Source organism: Oceaniserpentilla sp. 4NH20-0058 (genome assembly GCF_040371755.1).
In the GTDB taxonomy this organism is placed as follows: Bacteria; Pseudomonadota; Gammaproteobacteria; order Pseudomonadales; family Oceanobacteraceae; genus Bermanella.
The window spans coordinates 87,541-106,025 of sequence record NZ_BAABWE010000001.1 but is presented as its reverse complement, the minus strand read 5'-3'; the positions used below and the strand labels follow the sequence as shown (position 1 = coordinate 106,025).

Here is an 18,485-nt window from a genome sequence, read left to right as displayed (position 1 = left end):
CCACCCTACAATACCACCAACATCATCGTAGACGTTGTAAATTACTTCACAATCGAAGAACCCGCCGTGTTCGCCAAGCAAAGCTGGGTGTCAGAATTATCTTTATTGAAACAAGAATCATTTATCGTGGGTATCAGAATTATCTTACTATCTTACAAGGGGGATTTGGTTAAATTCCAAGCGAGTGCCGTAAATTTACATTTGTGATCTATAGTTATTAGGATGAACTGGTTGTAAATGAGTTTTGCTTTATATGTACCTCACGTTATTCCAAAAGCTTACTAAAAGGACGTTAACTAGATGAATATTACGTCCGAAGATACGTCGTTTCCTGGGTATGAGGTAGAGAGCCTGATCTGCGATCGGCAATCTACTCGTGTCTACCGAGCACGTAGGCTCAAAGATAACCTTCCGGTGATGCTTAAATGCTTAGGCAGTGAAGAAGAGGCCCGCGAAACCATCGCCTGTCTAAAACATGAATTTGAAATTGGCCGGCATCTTGATGCTAGCAGTGTGATTCGTATTTACGAACTAGAGCACTTCAATGACATGCCCGTTGTCGTATTAGAAGATTTTGGCGGCGATGCATTAGCTAATCACATTCAGGATCATAAATTCGAGTTACAAGAACTACTTAAAATCGGTATACAGCTGGCCAATGGATTAGCTGAAATTCACGCGGCCAATATCATCCATAAAGACATCAACCCCACCAATGTGGTGTATAACGCTGAAACTGGTACCCTCAAAATCATCGATTTTGGTATTTCAAGTTCACTCACAAGGGAACAAGCGGCAATCGCCAATTCTCAGATTGTCAGGCACAACCTGCCTTATATATCACCGGAACAAACAGGCCGCATGAACCGCTCTATTGACTATCGATCGGATTTTTATTCATTTGGCGTCACCCTGTTCGAGCTATTAACGGGCGAATTGCCATTTTTAGTATCAGAAGCCATAGAGTGGTTTCATTGTCATATTGCCAAACAACCTAAGACACCTCATCAAGTCAATCCCGATATCCCTCTTGCTGTATCAAATATAGTCATTAAGTTAATGGCCAAAATGGCGGAGGATCGCTATCAAAGCGCATCCGGTATTGCAGCTGACTTACAAAATTGCTTAAACCAACTTGAACAAACAGGATCTATTGAACCTTTTGATTTGTGCTCTCATGAAGTTCCTCATCAATTCCAAGTGCCTCAGTACCTTTATGGGCGCGAATCAGAAATCAAACAACTGTTAGATACCTTTGATCGAATCTGCCAACAAAAAAATGAAATTGCTCTGGTATCTGGGTATTCAGGTATCGGTAAAACTTGCCTAGTAAAAGAATTATACAAGCCCATCACTGAACGACGAGGGCACTTTATTAGTGGCAAGTTTGATCAGTTACAACGCAACATTCCCTATAGTGCGGTTATTGTTGCCTTACAAGAGATGATCCGACAACTACTTACTCTATCCGAAAATCATTTAGAACCTTGGCAGAAGAAAATCAAAGATTCTTTAGGCCCAAATGGACAATTAATTATTGATCTATTACCTGAACTTGAATGGATTATTGGGCCCCAACCTCCCATTGCTGAGCTTCCACCCGTTGAAGCAGAGCAACGTTTTCATTTAGTGATTGTTAACTTTATAAAAACATTTTGCGAAGCTGAACACCCCCTTGTGATGTTTCTTGATGATCTACAATGGGCAGACAGCGCAAGCCTTAATCTCATTGAGATGTTAATCAACCCAAAAACTGAAGCTAAAAACCTGCTCATAATTGGATCTTACCGTGATAACGAAGTTAATAAAGGCCACCCTTTATTACATACCCTAGATAATTTAAATAATCACGGATGCTTAATAAACGAAATCAGATTAGAGCCTTTAACATTCGAGCACCTAACCCAGATGTTATCCGGTGCATTAGCGTGCGACCCATCAGAGGTGCAAGAGCTTGCGCAACTACTGGAACAGAAAACAGCCGGTAATCCATTTTTTGCCGAGGAATTTCTTAAAGTATTAAATAAAGAAAAATTAATCACTTACTCGCAAGAAAAGCATCAATGGATATGGGATATTGAAAAAATTCAATCCCAAAAAATGACTGACAATGTAGTTGAATTAATGACCGAAAAATTAAATCAACTACCGCCTAAAAGTTTGCGCCTGATGGAATATTCTGCCTGCATTGGCAATCGCTTTAAACTGAATGACTTGGCTGTAGTATCTGGTCAAGATCACATATCCATCGCTAATAATTTACGCTACGCCATGAATGAAGGGGTCATCGCCCCCATTGGGGATGCGTATCAATTATTAGAACTCGATAACACGCAAAATGAAGAATTAACCGTTGAATTTGCGTTTGCCCATGACCGTATCCAGCAAGCGGCTTACTCGTTACTTGATGATACGAGTAAACAACACACTCACCTAAAAATAGGCCGATTATTATTAAACCACTTGTCTGAGAGACAACAAAAGAAAAAATTATTTGATATAACCAATCATTTAAATATGGGCATCAATTTAATTGAAAACACTGATGAAAAAGCGCATTTATGTGAATTAAACATGAAAGCAGGCCGACGTGCAAAAGCATCAAGTGCGTATCAAGCAGCTTATTCGCATCAATTATCCGCACTCAAGCTACTTCCAACTAAAAGTTGGCATCATCAATATGCGCTTACTTTAATGCTGCATGAAGAAACCGCCGAAACCGCCTTCTTGAATGCTGACTACAAGTCAATGGATAAGCTTTTGCAAACAGGATTTGAAAATGCCAAAACTTTGCTGGATACCATCGAGCTCAATCTTGTTAAAATCTCTGCGTTCATTGCTCAGGGAAAATTAGCCGAAGCCGTCGCACTGGCCAAGCCTATTATGAAAAAACTTGATGATGGCTACCCAGATAACCCAACTAAGCTTCATGTCGCCATTGAACTTATTAAAAGCCTGATCACATTAAGAAATGTCGACCCCGAATCACTAAAAGATCACCCTGAAATGACTCACAAAAATCACATTGCGTCCCATAAGATTGGTGCACGAGTCAGCACTGCGGTCATCTTCATACAACCTGATATGTTTTCTATGATGTTGTTACGATCTGTACGAATTCAATATAAACACGGACTTTGTTTACAATCTCTAGGCTCATGGGCTGGTTACGGTATGGTGCTAGCATCTGAACTGAACAAAGCAGAATTGGGTTTATCGTTCGCTAATCTTTCGATACATGCAGCGCAACGCTTTCAAATGACACAGCAACTTGCACGCTCTATGCACATTATGAATGCAATGGTAAAACACTGGAAAGAACCGTTAAAAAACACCTTGCAACCACTCATGGAAACCTACCGCCTTGCTATGGATAACGGCGATTTTGAATATGCTGCATTGGCTATTGAAGTTAGATTGCTCAATCTATTTGAGTCTGGCCGCCCTCTTACTGAAGTAGAAGAAGACCTAAGAGAATGGCATGAAACATTAAAATCACTTGAATTAGGGCATTCATTAGATTATCTGAGCGCTATGCTCCAAACTTGCGACAACCTTATGGGCAAAGCAGCCGATCCTTTGCTTTTGGTAGGCGAGCATTACAATATCACTGAGAAACGAAAATTCCATGAAAAAATAGGTGATAAAAGCCTAACCGTAACCGACCATGAACTATCGCTCTGGGTTCGATTTATTATGGGTGATATTGCCGGATCATTAGAGCAATCAAAACACTATAATATTAAGAACAGTCTTGTGGGCGGATTCTTCAAAGCTGGTCGCTGTTATATGCTTGATGCATTGGTACGGCTTATAAGTGCTAAAGACAAAACGGGCAAAGCGAAACGCCTGTTAATAAAACAAGTAAAACCCACTCAAGCAAAACTTAAAGTTTGGGCAAAAAACAGCCCTACAAACTTCGAACATATGTACCTATTAGTCGAAGCACAGCGTTTGTATGTTAACGGTTGTGATTTTGAAGCCCATGCCCAATTTGATGCTGCCATCCAGTGCGCATCAGAAAATGGATTCACCCATATACAAGCAATAGCCAGCGAACTATGCTCAAAAATGCACTGGGAGGCAGGCAGACATACCATTGCACTACCGTATATGAAACAAGCGAGAGATCTATATGCAAAATGGGGCGCAATTGCAAAAGTGAATCAATTAGAGCAACTTTACCCACAATTGATTATCTCCGTGAAAAGTGGTGAAGATAAATCAAGTACAACTCAAGTTGGCACTCAGACTGAGCGCATTGACGATGTTGATATCACTGCTCTAATGAAAGCCTTAAAAACCATCGCCAATGAAAAAGCTCACAGCAAAATGCTGAAAGCCATTATTAATGCTTCTGTCGAATTTGCTGCAGCCCAACGGGGGATACTCATTTTACGTAATGCCGAAGGCGAGTTCTGCGTAGAAGCCGAAACAAATGTTGAAGGCGGCAATACGGATGTACTGCAATCACTCCCTATTGATCAGGCCAATTTATCTCATACACTGCTTAATTATGTTCAACGCACCCATACCAGCATGGTAGTACATGATGCCCAGATACCAGATGAAGACTTACCAGGGCTAAATCTAGATGACTACACACAACAAAACAATGTTCGTTCAATTTTGTGCTTACCGATACTTTCTGGCAGCGATGAAAACGTTGAACTGATAGGCCTGCTCTATCTAGAAAACAACCTAACAAGTGGTTGCTTCACACAATCTCGGTTTGATACGTTAGAAATCATTGTTATGGCTGCTGCAGGACGGTTAGAACTTTCCCGTAAAGCATCGTTCGATGGACTCACGAGCTTATTCAACCATGAGTATTTCCAAAATACGTTAAAACAAGATTTTGCATTGTGTCGTAGCTCTGAACATGACCTAGGGCTGATTCTCATCGACATCGATCACTTCAAAAAATTCAACGACGACTGGGGGCATCAGGTTGGCGACCTTGTATTACGTGAAGTGGCTCAAATCATTAAATCTTGCAGCCGCACAAATGACTTAGTGGCACGTTATGGTGGCGAAGAAATGGTCGTCATACTACCCAACACCAACAAATCATCTTCCATAGAAATTGCAGAACGAATTCGCAGTTCAATCGCCAACCATAGTGTCATTCACGAAGAGCACACCCTAGCCGTCACCATAAGTCTTGGGGTTGCTATGTTAACACCCGAAGTGAAAGACAAAGATGAATTGATCCGTAATGCCGATGCCGCGTTATATCGGGCTAAGGACAGAGGCCGAAATCAAGTACAGGTTTGGGATTAAAATTTCTAGAGGAATAACAGTTTACTGCGTGTTTGTGGCACGTTGACCACCTGTTATTTTTGCTCGTAGCTCGCTAGGCATATTTACCCAAGCAACGCTGGGAGAAAATACCAGCACACAGCCTTGCTTCGCTACCGTTTTGGATATCTGATCATACCACTCAATGTAGCTCCACTTACGAGGTTTGCCTCCGTAGAGATAACCTTGCTCACTATTCCAGTGAACCTCCATGGCTTCACGGTAAATCATAGGAAAGGTTTTAGTTGCTGGCTTAAGATATAAGCACCCTTCTTCATCAATTCCTATTTCTTCGATTAAATCTATCATACTTTCTCTGAGGCATAACGCTCAAAGCAGCGGTTTATGATCTTCCCCCGATAAAATGGACACCGCCATTTTCATACTAGGCTTTGTTCATATTTAATCGGTGACATATAGTTTAAACCAGAGTGTAACCGAACATTATTATAAAACTGGTTTATATAACGACCAATTTCTTTTCGTAAATGAGCTAGCGATGTAAATTTTGTTTTTCGGATCAACTCACCTTTTAAACTGTGATAGAAGGATTCCATAAAAGCGTTATCCGTACAATAACCAATTCTATTCACACTATGCTTAAAGTCGTATTTAGAGAGAATTCTTTGAAATTCTGAACCCGTAAACTCTACTCCTCGATCTGTGTGAAATATAATTCCACGAGGATAGCCACGATTTTTAATAGCCGCAGCTAGTACTTGAGCTGTAATATTCGTAGTGCGCGATTTTGAAAGTGTCCAACCAAGCACTCGTCGTGAATATTGATCCATTATCGTTACTAAATACTGCCAAGATCCTTGGTGTTTAATATACGTAATATCAGCAACCCAAACTTGATTGATACTAGTCGCATTACCATGCGCTATCAGTCTATTCTCACCTTTCGATACAAAACGCTTTAAACCTGGCTGCCTCCTAGTAACACGACTAACTCTGCCTTTTAGTCCTGCGAGCCTCATAAGTCTCTCTACACGCGATTTTCCAACTGAAACCCCCTGCTTACGTAGTGCTGCATATACTCTTGGGCTACCGTAACGGCCTTTGCTTTTATCAAAGACCTCCTTAATTTTCTTTAATAAAACTTTATCTGATTTAATTCGTTCAGAAGGCTTTCGATTTTTCCATGCGTAAAACCCGCTTCGGGATACGGACAGCCATTTACATAAAAACTGTGTTCCTAGCTCTGATCGGTATCGCTCGATGAATCCAAATCGTTCTGATGGCTTTCCGCTAGAAACTGTTGCCACTTTTTTAGAAGGTCATTCTCCTTCTTTAAACGCTCAACTTCTTTTTTAAGTTTCGCATTCTCTGTAAGTTGCTTCTTAGGCAGGGATTTTCGTTTGTTATTCACACCAACTCTCTTTTGGCCATCACCTTGGATCTTTCCTTCTCGATACTCTTTCCTCCATCTTGACAGCATTAAAGGGTGAATACCAAGGCCATCAGCAACTTGCTTGCTTTGGATCTCAGGTTGATAGCTTAATTTAACAGCTTTGATTTTGAACTCGTTAGAGTAAAACCATGTTTTTCTAGGATTATTATACTTGGGCATTGAGACACCTTTAAGTTACTTAAAGGTATCCACATTATCGGGGGAAGTTCATTATCCGCTGCCTTTGCTTGTTATGTTGATTGCGGCCAATATTACTACAACAAAAATCAATATATAACCGGCCTTGTTAATCAGCTCACTGGCCTTCTTCTCTTGCTTTTTAGTGGGGTTTATTTTCTTTAAAATAGGATAGATGAAAGATAGAAATCGAAAGGTGTACGAACTTTCATTTATTCTATTCTTATTGATTGTTTGTTTAACGGGTGGTAGATCTACAGTGTTCTGGGAAAAAATAGAATCAACTAGCTTTTCAAAATCATAATATCTGTAGCTTGAAATCGGTAATTCATATTCAGAAACTCTCGATACAGTATCATTTGTATTCTCTATTACATGAAAGCCCTGATCTAAATTAATTGCTACCAATGATGTATAAATTCTATTGTTAGTTTTATTATATTTTTGAACTTTAAAAATGAAAGTAATTTCATCTAGCCACTTACAAAATGGACTGCCCCAACAAGACACTCTCATATCTTTAGGGTTTTCAATGACCCTATGACCTTGATCACTCTTAGTTCCCCAAGCAATATGGCCAATATTATTACCCATACTAGCTTCGTAAATCGTATAAATAATTACAAAATGTGTTTTTGAATGATTCCAAAATATTTGATCATCGACATAACAGTTCGGAGTGCGACCCTCTTTTATAGGGCCGTATAAATCATCAATATTAATATCATTTGGAATCATATGCTTTCAACATAACGCCTTTAATAAACCGCACAATATGCGGAGCTAACTTGGCGAAAATTCTCGAAGCGCAATGCCAAGTTTAATTAATCAGACACCCATGATAAGAAATTATGCCTAGTTCGTATAGGCCGATATTTGATCACTCATACTAATTAATCAGACACCCATGATAAGAAATTATGCCTAGTTCGTATAGGCCGATATTTGATCACTCATACAAACTTCGTATTCACAATCATCAACGGCTCCATCATATTTAAAATATCGGAGGAGTGAATATGCCAAAACCAAGGAAGGAACAGGTGAGCCTTGAGGCTACGCCTTATTATCACTGTGTATCCCGCTGTGTACGAAAAGCATTTTTATGCGGTTATGATTCCCACAGCGAAGTAAGCTATGAGCATCGACGCGCGTGGCTTGAAGAAGCATTGCTGGAGCAAGCGCAAGTCTTTGCCATTGATATTGCAGCCTACGCCATCATGTCCAATCACTATCACGTGGTGTTACACATAAATCAAAAACAAGCTGAGCACTGGGATATTGATGAGGTTATTGATCGCTGGCATAAGCTGTACAAAGGCAATGCCCTCAGCCAACGTTATTTAAGCGACCCTAATTTTTCAAAAGCGGAATTCGAAAAACTCCAAGAATTTATAGAAAAATGGCGAGCGCGATTAATGGACATTGGTTGGTTTATTGGTCGGCTTAATGAAAAAATAGCTCGGCAAGCCAACTATGAAGATCGATGTACTGGCCGTTTCTGGGAAGGTCGTTTTAAATCACAAGCCCTGCTTGATGAAAAAGCCCTCGCCGCCTGCATGGCTTATGTCGATTTGAATCCCGTTCGCGCTAAAATGGCAAAAACACCGGAAAAATCTGAACATACATCGGTTAAAGCTCGAGCTGAAAAAGCGAAACTAGCCCATCAACCTAACCACCCTAAACAGCAAGTATCTAAACTCATGCCGTTTGTGGGCAACCCTAGAAACAACATACCTGACGGACTACCCTATCGTTTAACGGATTACTTAGCCTTAATTGACATAACAGGCCGAGCCATTCGTGAAGACAAACGGGGCCATATTAAGAAGAACCTACCTGACATTCTCAACCGCTTAGGCATTGAGCCTGAAAACTGGCTCACCATGACACAAGAGTTTGAACAGAACTTTAAAGATTTAGTCGGAAATCCTACGATTCTGGATAAAACCATTAAACTACTTCAACGCAAACGACGGCCTGCGTTTAAAAACTGCGAAAGACTATTGGCTTAAAGCAAAACGTTAAAACCTCAAGATTTTACAGGCCTAAACGGTAATCCCCTGCCTGTTATTCAAAAAAATAATTATAATTTAGACGTAGATTTTCCAATCTCTGAAAATTCAGGCTCTTTCTAAAGGGCTCCGATCAAATGCAGCAAAAAGTAATAGCTAGAACCCTTGATTTTTCAATGAGAGCACCGAAACAATATTTATTATGGGTGTCTAATTTTTTGTCATGAGAGCACCGAAACAATATTTATTATGGGTGTCTAATTTTTTGTCACCTCTCAGAACATTGGTCTAAGAATATTTGAGACACATGGTTGTAAACGCACTCACCGTTTAATACCTGTTTGATACGACGCACCCTTTCTCTCGACGCCACTGTATTTGGCTTGAGCATATTTGGACCAGGAAGCATGGCAATTAACGACAAGTATTCATCATCAGCTAATTCCGATAGCGGTTTGTTAAACCAAGAGTGCGCCCCTTGGTCAAAGCCAAACAGTTGTATTCCATCTTTTTCGCCAAAATATACGGTAGACATAAACGCTGCAAGTTGGGTTTCCTTTGATATGTTTGGATTTACAACAAACCGAGCTATTAATGTTTGTTCTATTTTCTTAAATCCTTTCGTAAATTTTTTGAAGAAAAGCTTCTTTACCAGGCTCTGGGTGATTGTTGTGGTGGTAAGCGGACTAGGCCACTCAATCCCGGAGTGTTTAAAAAAACTAGGGTCCTGAATTTTTATTAATATGTCCTGGCGCTTTTCACTTAACCCCAAGTCCTTTGGTAATATTGAAGCATAAGGTGCAAATTGATGAGGAAGGTTTTGATATGCAATTGCTACTGCATATGCTTCATATATTGCCAGTGCCCCAAATAACAATATAATAATATATTTGAGCTTTCGTATCATAATGTTTTGGTGCCTAACGCCAGCTTCAGCCGCGCGAGGTACGAGCGTCGGCTGGAAGCAGTGGTTATTTTAAATCGGTTGCCATGTTGTGACAATGCCCTCAATTGCATCATCAGGCAATTCGTTGAACAAAATTTTAGCATTGTCGCCGCAATTATAAAAAACAAAATAATTTTGATTGGCCAATTTAACTCGCCAACCAGCCAAAACTTCAGAATTGAACTTAAGATATTTGTCATACATAGTATCAATGGCTACAATCTTTGAACCGGTGACATTGAATTCTTGTTCAATAGGAATCTTTTTCCAGGAAGCTTGTTCTCCATCATTAACCTCAAATGAAGAAGGAACATATAAATCGCCACTATACGCGCCTACACTTTCTCCATCGGATAGCAGTTTGAAACAGACTTTTAGTCCTGAAACAGTTTCAATTTCAATTTCACCTAAATCTTCATCAACCTTTTCGTCATTGAAGAAATACTGACTGTTTGATAGAGAGCAAATCTCCTCTCCAATCAGGCTTTTAACAATATCATTATATTGTTTATCTTCTTCTCGTTCAGTCATAGTTGCTTGTGAAAAATAACATTTTAATCATTGGACCTTGCAATCTTACCTACCTTGCAAGGTCCAATGATCTTACAAGGTAAGGAGACCTGATTATGTATCGAAGAAGCAAGAAGTATCAACAATTAAGGGCCAAAGTGGCCAAATCTATTGCAGCGAGAGAGCAAAAAAGGATTGAAGGGGCAAATGAAGTCGAGATTCCCCCTCTGCTGCCAGAACTGCGGAAAAAGATCGAAATAACCAGTTTTGATATGGGCGAGCCAATCACTATCACCTTTGAATTATTCAAAAGTGATCGGATTGATTGCTACAAGGTATTTGTTAATGGCAAGCTTTGGAAGAAACGCATTGGTTTAAGTCGAGTGCTAGAAGGTATTCGAAAGTCACTACCTAGGCATAGCAGCTTGGTGTAGCCACACCTTATTTACTGAGATCAGCGCTTAAAAATCAACCACTCAACATGCAGCATTCAATAATACTCACTAAATAAAAGCCTCTGCATTAACATTCGAATGAACCGTGTTTTCTGGCATGATATTAAAAAACCGAGAATAACAATAATGAACCCTACCCAATTCGACTACATTATCGTTGGTGCTGGCAGTGCTGGTTGTGTACTGGCCAACCGCTTAAGCGAAAACCCGAATCACTCAGTTTGTTTGATTGAAGCAGGCAAACAAGACAATAACATCTTAATTAAAGCGCCCTTTGGTCTTGCGGCTATGGTGCCCAACAACCTATTTAGCTGGGGTTTTGAGACCACTGAACAGGCGGGATTAAACAAGCGTAAAGGGTTTCAGCCTAGGGGGAAGGTACTGGGCGGGTCAAGCAGCATTAACGCCATGATGTATGTGCGTGGTAATCCGTGGGATTACGATAACTGGGCTGCCCTTGGTAATACAGGTTGGGGCTATGAAGAGGTACTGCCCTACTTTAAAAAAGCCGAAAACAACGAGACGTTTCAGCAATGTGAATACCATGGCAATACGGGGCCATTAAACGTCGCCGAATTAAGAAGCCCAAGCCCGCTGAATGAAACCTTTATGGCCGCGTGCCAGTTAAATAACATCCCCTACAACTCGGACGTGAATGGTAAACGCCAATTAGGCTGTCGACTCACTCAGGTGACACAAAAAAATGGCGAGCGTTGCAGTACTGCCAACGCCTATTTACATCCAGCCCTGACGCGCAACAACTTAACCGTGATCACCCAAGCACAAGCCAATAAGGTGTTATTTGAAGGCAAAACCGCCACAGGTGTTGAGGTGACCATCAAAAAGCAAACTCAAACCTTGCTGGCCAAAAAAGAGGTAATTCTAAGTGGCGGCGCCTATGGTTCGCCACAACTACTGATGTTAAGTGGCGTAGGCAATGCCGAGCATCTTAAACAGCATGGTATTGCTGTGGTGCATGACCTACCCGGTGTCGGTGAAAACCTGCAAGACCATATCACCACCACCCCTATTTATCGCAGCACTACCCATAAAGGCAGTTATGGTTTTTCTGTCCATGGCTGCATTGAGTTCGTTAAAGGCGTGTATCAATGGATCACGCAGCGCAAAGGCATGATCACCACCAATTTTGCCGAATCCCTTGCCTTTGCTTATGTTGATAGTTCTGAGCCGGCTCCGGATATCGAGCTTGAGTTTTTGCCCGGTATTGTGGATGACCATAACCGCACAAACCATGGGGGCCATGGCTATAGTATTCACGCCACTCTACTGCGCCCTAAAAGCGTAGGCAGCCTGAAACTCAAGTCTAACAAGCCAAGTGATGGGCCGCTGATTAACCCTAACTTTTTGAGCGAGCCAGACGATTTAAACAAACTGGCCAAAGGCTTGCAGTTGGCTTTGAATATTATGGAGTCGGCACCTTTTGCCGCCATCAAAGGCAAAATGATTTATCCCCTAGACGCCAATGACTTTAAGCAACTAAAGCAATACTGCCAAGAGAAAGCCGACACCGAATACCACCCTGTTGGCACCTGCAAAATGGGGCCAGATTCAGACCCTATGGCGGTGGTTGATCATGAATTAAAAGTGAAAGGTATTAAAAACTTACGAGTGATCGACGCGTCTATCATGCCTAACTTGGTTAGTGGTAATACAAACGCCCCGACCATTATGATTAGTGAGAAAGGTGCGGATATGATTTTAGCTGGGCTACTAAAAAAGTAACATCCGTTTAAGCTCTTCATACGTATATTTGTTAAGTCTGCTTAGGGTATAAATATGTTTTCAATATTTAAGAACGATCCAGTTAAAAAGCTACGCGAAGAATATGAAGGGATTTTAACAAAAGCAATGCACGCGCAGCGCAATGGCAACATAAAGGAGTATTCGTATTTATCAGCACAGGCTGATCGAGTACTTGAACGCTTACAAGCAGAAGAAGCCAGCAATAATCAATAGCGAATGAACTATTCGCTATTTGTGTTTATTAATCCCACGGCGTGCTTGTAATAGTAAATAGTGCAAGTCTAATCATGAGTACTTCAGCTTAGGATAAAGCATAAGCAAAACCTGACGTTGCCACGCCTCTCTGCGCTCTAGAAAAGTTAAACCCACGGCCAGCAAAGCCAATTACAACTCATTTCGTGCAGCCATATACTCACGGGTATTTGGGTCTAGCCTATTAAAGATTCAAGCTATACCTTTGAATTTTTAATTAACCGTTGAATACCTAACAAACCAACCACTGCATATTCAAAGGCTCCTCAGCCTGTTTTTGATTATCGGCATAATTGGCAAATATTACGGGTTCATTACTGATAATAGCGGCAGACGCTGCTGCATAGGTATCCACTTTTGAAGAGCTATTAATGATCTTGGCTTTAATGTCCAGCTCACGTTCTAAGCCCTGAACCCAGTCTTTTACTTACTTAGCGTGTTCATCAGAGACAGGTAGCCTAATTAACTGTTCATGTACATTTAATGCAACGGTCACGGCTATTCCTCTTTAGACTAAATACTCAGTTATTCTGAGTCTAAGAGTACAAAATAATAAAGCGATTCATTCCAAAGTGTGATTGCTGTCATAGGCCATTGCTCACATAGATTACCTATACCACAGATTTAGTAAAAAGCACCAATGCAAATGATAATCGTTATACCTATGTATCAATAAGGGAATTGACATAGAACAATACAATCACGAAACACCTTAAAAACCATAAAGCTTACCGCTTAAGTAAAAGCGGCCAAATCCCCCATAACGACTATCCTTAAAGAAGGAGGCCCGATGAAATTAAGAACCCTAATAATGTTAGCCGCCCTCACTTATGTCATGGTCATAGGTGGCGGATTGCTATTTTACCGATTATTCATCGCCTACCCCGAATTAGAGCGCATCACCCTTGCTGCCCATCAAGATGATTTCCAAATCATTCAAAGCACCTATGAAAATGACTTAGCAGCTATTAGCTACCTAAATTTAGATTGGGCCAAATGGGATGATATTTATGAGTTCGCTAAAGAGCCCAATAAAGAGTTTATCGATAGCAATATTTACACAGAAAGCTTTAAAGAAGGCAAAATCGATGCTATTTCAATATTTAACGAAGATAAAAAACACGTATTTAGTGCCATTAAAACCAAAGATGGTTTTACTGAAATTCCAAGCTTGTTGGCTTTAACCAGTGATATAGACATTGACTTAATTTTTAAACATGAGAAACAATTCGGCTTATTACGCCTTAATGGGAAATTCGCTTATTTTTCTAGCCGCAGCATCCAAGATAGCAAAGAATTATTACCCACATCAGGAAGATTAATATTTATTAGCTTATTCGGGGAGGAATTCAAAAATCGTATCAAGCGACTAACAGGTAGCAATATAAAGGCATTTCCCATTGATACCTCCAACCACAGGATATTACCAACACTTGATCCTGAAAAAATTACAACCGTAAAACAACACTATAAATTTTATTTAAAGAATCACAATAAAAAGCCAATTGCTATTTTAAAAATAGATTACCCTAACAACCCTCTACCAGAAGCTATTGACAACATAACTATTTTCAGCATATCCATATTAATCATGCTGCCAATTATCATTACAGTATTGGTGTATTTTTTATTTTTACGCCCCCTGACATTCATCTTTAATAAAATTGGTGAAATGAAACACACAGGTAAATTATCTGACATAAAAATCCATACCCATATTTATGAAATCGATGAATTTACTAAAAGTTTCAATGGTTTCATCATCCAAATTCAACACTATCAATTTAAATTAAAAAGTGAATCCATTACTGACAGTCTAACCAAATTAAATAATCGCCGTTATTTTGATAAACGTTACGATGAAATCTGGCGTACTTGTATTAGGCAAAAAGATTCTCTGGCTATCATTCTTATGGATATTGATTATTTTAAGAAATATAACGACAACTATGGTCACCAAAAAGGTGATGAAGCATTGCAACTTGTTTCAAAACAGTTATCAAATCAAGCAAGACGTGGCAACGAGTTACTAGCTCGTTATGGTGGTGAGGAGTTCATATTGGTAATTGAAAATATCAATCATGAACAGTTGACTGATTTTCTAGATAATTTATTAAACAGTATTCGAGATTTAAATATTGAACACTGTAAATCAGAGGTGAGCGACAACTTAACAATCAGTTGTGGCGCTTGCATAATTACATCACCAGGATCATGGATGAATCAGAAAAAAGAGGCTGCATTAAAACAAGCAGACGACAACCTCTATCAATCAAAAGCAAATGGCCGTGATCGATTCTTAATCACAGCCTTCAAGCCACCTAAACCCTAGCACTTGGCCTTGCATCAACACTTGCATACCAACGCTTAAGGTTAACCATTTCGTCTGGAATTTTAAGCTTAATCACTCTAGCAAAATCAATCGCTGTAAAAGCTGTGATATCCGCTATTGAAAATTGATCACCTGCCACAAATTCACAATCAGACAATTGACTCTCTAGTAGCTTGTAAAACTCCCCTGCACTTTTAATACACTCTTGCCCCCAATCAGCAATAGGCGTCATGCGATCAGCAAAATATCCAGTACTATGTTGAAACCCCATTCCTATCTGGTTAAAGAAATAAATTTCACAGCGGCGCTGCCACATTTCAATTTTTGCTTGCTCTAATGCAGAATCACCCATTAGGCTTGGCTTTGGATACAAAGCTTCAAAATACCGGCACATTGCAACCGTTTCAGAGATATATTGACCATCATCAAGCTCTAATACAGGAATTTTAGCTAAAGGATTCTTCTCACGAAAAGCCGCTTGAATGTTATCACCCTTTTGCACATTAATTTCAATGAATTCAATTTGATCTAAAACGCCTTTCTCAGACAAAAACATGCGTACACGTCTTGGGTTGGGGGCTGTTTTAGTTTCGTATATTTTCATAATTTCACCTTAGTAATGTAGCTTTATTATTATATTAAACATGCAACTGTCTAGAAAAATTAGGTAATCCGTTTAGTAGCATACTGCCGTAACGCTTACTGACAATGCGCTTATCTAAGATGGTGATTTTTCCTGTATCGGTTTCGGTACGAATCAAACGGCCACAGGCTTGAATCAACCTAACAGACGCATCAGGTACAGATATTTCCATAAATGGATTACGCCCTTTTGATTCTAGCCATTCTGCCAACGTGGAATCTACCGGATCATCAGGCACCGAAAAAGGCAAACGAATAATGACCACATGCTGCAAATAATCACCGGGTAAATCTATGCCCTCTGCAAAACTGGCTAAACCAAATAAAAAACTAGGTAATTGATTATCTATTTTTTCTTTATGCTTTTTTATGACCTCTTGTTTGGAATAATCATCTTGGGTCATTACATGGTCGGCCACGTCATAGGGTAACTTGTATTTCACATCATTCATCATTCGTCTAGACGTAAACAGTACCAATGTACTTTCGTTTTCATCAAGGTGCTCTTGTAAAATTTCACTAATGCTTTGTGAATACTCATCACCATGACCGGCCTCTATAGCATTTTTAGGCACAACTAATTCACCTAAGTTTGGATAGTCGAACGGGCTTTCAATAATTTCAAAGTGATTTTTTCTAGCAACCCCTGATTTCATTCTAAAGCGGTCAAATTGACCCAATGCCGTCAACGTTGCCGAAGTTACAACCGCTGAAAAACAGCGGCTCCAGAGATTTTTAGCCAGTAATTCTGAGGCTAATATTGGACTACTGTACAAGCCAATATCATCTTCATATTCATTATTGATACGCTCAAGCCAACGAGCAACAGGTGTGGAGTCCGCAAAATCCGCTTGCGCGAAGCTTAGCCATAACATTCCTGCCCCTTCAAGGCGGGCCTGTAACATGCCAATAATTGGAAACCAGCGCTCTGCATCGCTTTGCTTGTATTCACCGTCATCCTTACCTATAGATGCTTTCAGCGCATCAACAATTTTATCAACGATGCCATACAGACTGTTATGAGCTTTATTTAATTCACCAGCTAATTCTTGCAAGCCTTCTGGGACTTTCCCCATTCTAAAGCGGTGCTGAGAGATACCTTCCGCTTCTGCTTGCTCCCCCATAAAATCCATAAGTAAATGACGAACATAACTAAGTTGACCATTAATATGACCGATATGTTCAGGCATAGAAGTGACCACTTGCAGTAAACCTACAGGAGTACCGCATTGTTTACCTAAAGTATCGACAGCTTTTGAAATTTGTTTTAGTAAATTTTCTTCTTGGTGTAGCTTCACTTGCGAAGCAAAATGACTAATAGCTTTATCTGGCAAGTGATGCCCTTCGTCAAACACATATATACTGTTTGATGGTTCAGGTAATACCGCACCGCCACCCAAGCTAATATCCGCCATAACTAAGTCATGATTTGCAACAATGACATCGGCATCTTCTAAGGACTTTCTAGCGGTGAAAAACGGGCACGCATTAAAGTGAGGACAACGCCGATTACTGCATTCACGATGGGTTGCAGTCACTCTTGACCAGTCTTCTTGTTCTATTTGATCAGACCAGTTATCACGATCTCCGTCCCAATTGGCTGAAGTAAAACCATCTAATAACTGCTGATATAGTACTTTTTGATCATCTGAGGTATCAATTAAACCAAACATATCCATAGCCGCATCTTGCATGCGCTGATCTTTAAGCTCTTGGTCTAATTTGTGTACACACAAATAACGTCCACGCCCTTTAGCCAATGCATATTTAAAATTTAAGCCACTGTTCTTTTTAACATCAGGAATGTCTTTAACTATTAATTGTTCTTGTAAGGCAACGGTTGCTGTGGACACGATGATTTTTTTATTTAAATCTTCCGCCATGGGAATAGCCGCAATAAGATACGCAAGGGTTTTTCCTGTACCTGTACCGGCTTCTATTACACAAATATGATTATCAGATGTTCGATTGCCTTCATCATCGCACTGAACGTTCCCGATAGTACGGGCAATGGCCGCTATCATTTGCTTTTGACCACGGCGAGGATTCAACTTATTTACTTCTAGTATTTTACTGTAGCCGGTTTGGATGGCGCCTTTGGCTTCACTACTTAACATTTTGACTGGCTATCCACGAAATACCTTTTGGCAATTCAACTTTTTGACCTTGTACATTTATCACAATGCCGGATGGTATTATTTCATCCAATATAACCCCTGATTTAATCAGCATACCCTCTTCATATGTTTGCCCATTAATAACAACTGAGCGAAAACTAGGTGCACTAGAATAAATATGACTGGCCAGCTCTAAACTTGGGATTCGAGCCAATTCCTCTGTACTTAATTCATATAAGTCTTTTGCTTTAACAGCTTCAGGTTGAATGGGTTTATCTAGGGGCTTATTAGAATCATCATTCAATACTGGATTACTTGAAACCTGATGCTTACTTATAGGATGTGGTTCAGTTTGTGTCAGAGAGGGTTCCTCAAAAGTTGGCTCGCTTTTGGGAATCAACTGCCAAATAGTCGCAGCCACTAACAAAAATACAACAACTAACAAGCTTTTAGGTAATTTTGACTCAACCATAAGAACTTGCGTAGAAAGTTGGTCACCCTGTTTTTGTTGCTGGCGTTCTTGCTCAGCTTTGGCAAGAGCCTTTAATAAATAAGACACG

The 18,485-nt window shown here is 40.0% G+C and carries 15 protein-coding genes; 6 read left to right on the top strand and 9 right to left on the bottom strand.

The features are described from left to right. Positions 1-300 precede the first annotated feature (300 nt). Entirely contained in the window at positions 301-5,283 is a 4,983-nt protein-coding gene (locus ABWV45_RS00445; RefSeq protein WP_353347564.1) for a diguanylate cyclase, read from the top strand. A gap of 21 nt (positions 5,284-5,304) precedes the next feature. Here the strand turns inward: ABWV45_RS00445 and ABWV45_RS00440 are convergent, their stop codons facing one another. From ABWV45_RS00440 to ABWV45_RS00425, 4 genes are all read right to left on the bottom strand, one after another. Next, entirely contained in the window at positions 5,305-5,610 is a 306-nt protein-coding gene (locus ABWV45_RS00440) for a hypothetical protein (protein ID WP_353347562.1), read from the bottom strand. Between the two features lie 71 nt (positions 5,611-5,681). Then, positions 5,682-6,569, bottom strand: a complete 888-nt coding sequence (locus tag ABWV45_RS00435) for an IS3 family transposase (protein ID WP_353347560.1) — start codon at positions 6,567-6,569, stop codon at positions 5,682-5,684. Beyond that, positions 6,500-6,874: a transposase gene (locus tag ABWV45_RS00430; RefSeq protein ID WP_353347558.1), complete on the bottom strand. Its 375-nt coding sequence runs from the start codon at positions 6,872-6,874 to the stop codon at positions 6,500-6,502. Before ABWV45_RS00430 ends, ABWV45_RS00435 begins: the two co-directional genes overlap by 70 nt. 51 nt (positions 6,875-6,925) lie before the next feature. Next, positions 6,926-7,630 (bottom strand): hypothetical protein, encoded by a 705-nt coding sequence (locus ABWV45_RS00425; RefSeq protein WP_353347556.1) that lies wholly within the window; start codon positions 7,628-7,630, stop codon positions 6,926-6,928. Positions 7,631-7,911: 281 nt separating this feature from the next. Between ABWV45_RS00425 and ABWV45_RS00420 the strand changes: the two genes are divergently transcribed. After that, complete coding sequence (locus tag ABWV45_RS00420) at positions 7,912-8,907, top strand: alpha-amylase family glycosyl hydrolase (RefSeq protein WP_353347554.1); 996 nt, start codon at positions 7,912-7,914, stop codon at positions 8,905-8,907. A 268-nt stretch (positions 8,908-9,175) separates the two neighbouring features. On the opposite strand, the gene ABWV45_RS00415 is transcribed toward ABWV45_RS00420, so the two are convergent. Next, the gene (locus ABWV45_RS00415) at positions 9,176-9,814 is read right to left on the bottom strand and encodes a transglycosylase domain-containing protein (protein WP_353347552.1); all 639 of its coding nucleotides are present in this window, start codon (positions 9,812-9,814) and stop codon (positions 9,176-9,178) included. A 69-nt stretch (positions 9,815-9,883) separates the two neighbouring features. Beyond that, on the bottom strand, positions 9,884-10,384 hold the full coding sequence (locus ABWV45_RS00410; RefSeq protein WP_353347550.1) for a hypothetical protein: 501 nt from the start codon (positions 10,382-10,384) through the stop codon (positions 9,884-9,886). A 95-nt stretch (positions 10,385-10,479) separates the two neighbouring features. On the opposite strand from ABWV45_RS00410, the gene ABWV45_RS00405 reads away from it, so the two are divergent. The 4 genes from ABWV45_RS00405 (at position 10,480) to ABWV45_RS00390 (ending at position 15,166) form a co-directional block, all read left to right on the top strand. After that, positions 10,480-10,797 carry a hypothetical protein gene (locus ABWV45_RS00405; RefSeq protein WP_353347548.1) on the top strand — a complete coding sequence of 106 codons (318 nt, stop codon included), beginning with the start codon at positions 10,480-10,482 and terminating at the stop codon, positions 10,795-10,797. A gap of 147 nt (positions 10,798-10,944) precedes the next feature. Further along, complete coding sequence (locus ABWV45_RS00400) at positions 10,945-12,561, top strand: GMC family oxidoreductase (protein ID WP_353347546.1); 1,617 nt, start codon at positions 10,945-10,947, stop codon at positions 12,559-12,561. A gap of 54 nt (positions 12,562-12,615) precedes the next feature. Then, the gene (locus tag ABWV45_RS00395) at positions 12,616-12,795 is read left to right on the top strand and encodes a DUF6435 family protein (RefSeq protein WP_353347544.1); all 180 of its coding nucleotides are present in this window, start codon (positions 12,616-12,618) and stop codon (positions 12,793-12,795) included. Between the two features lie 829 nt (positions 12,796-13,624). Next, positions 13,625-15,166 carry a sensor domain-containing diguanylate cyclase gene (locus ABWV45_RS00390; RefSeq protein ID WP_353347542.1) on the top strand — a complete coding sequence of 514 codons (1,542 nt, stop codon included), beginning with the start codon at positions 13,625-13,627 and terminating at the stop codon, positions 15,164-15,166. Here the strand turns inward: ABWV45_RS00390 and ABWV45_RS00385 are convergent. From ABWV45_RS00385 to ABWV45_RS00375, 3 genes are read right to left on the bottom strand one after another with little or no spacing between them, the layout of a single operon-like run. Continuing rightward, positions 15,156-15,770 carry a glutathione S-transferase family protein gene (locus tag ABWV45_RS00385; protein WP_353347540.1) on the bottom strand — a complete coding sequence of 205 codons (615 nt, stop codon included), beginning with the start codon at positions 15,768-15,770 and terminating at the stop codon, positions 15,156-15,158. The genes ABWV45_RS00390 and ABWV45_RS00385 overlap by 11 nt on opposite strands. 34 nt (positions 15,771-15,804) lie before the next feature. After that, positions 15,805-17,925: an ATP-dependent DNA helicase DinG gene (gene dinG, locus ABWV45_RS00380; protein ID WP_353347538.1), complete on the bottom strand. Its 2,121-nt coding sequence runs from the start codon at positions 17,923-17,925 to the stop codon at positions 15,805-15,807. Then, a complete protein-coding gene (locus ABWV45_RS00375) occupies positions 17,915-18,484 on the bottom strand; it encodes a general secretion pathway protein GspB (RefSeq protein ID WP_353347536.1) in 570 nt (189 codons plus the stop codon). Before ABWV45_RS00375 ends, dinG begins: the two co-directional genes overlap by 11 nt. Between the last annotated feature and the right edge of the window lies 1 nt (position 18,485).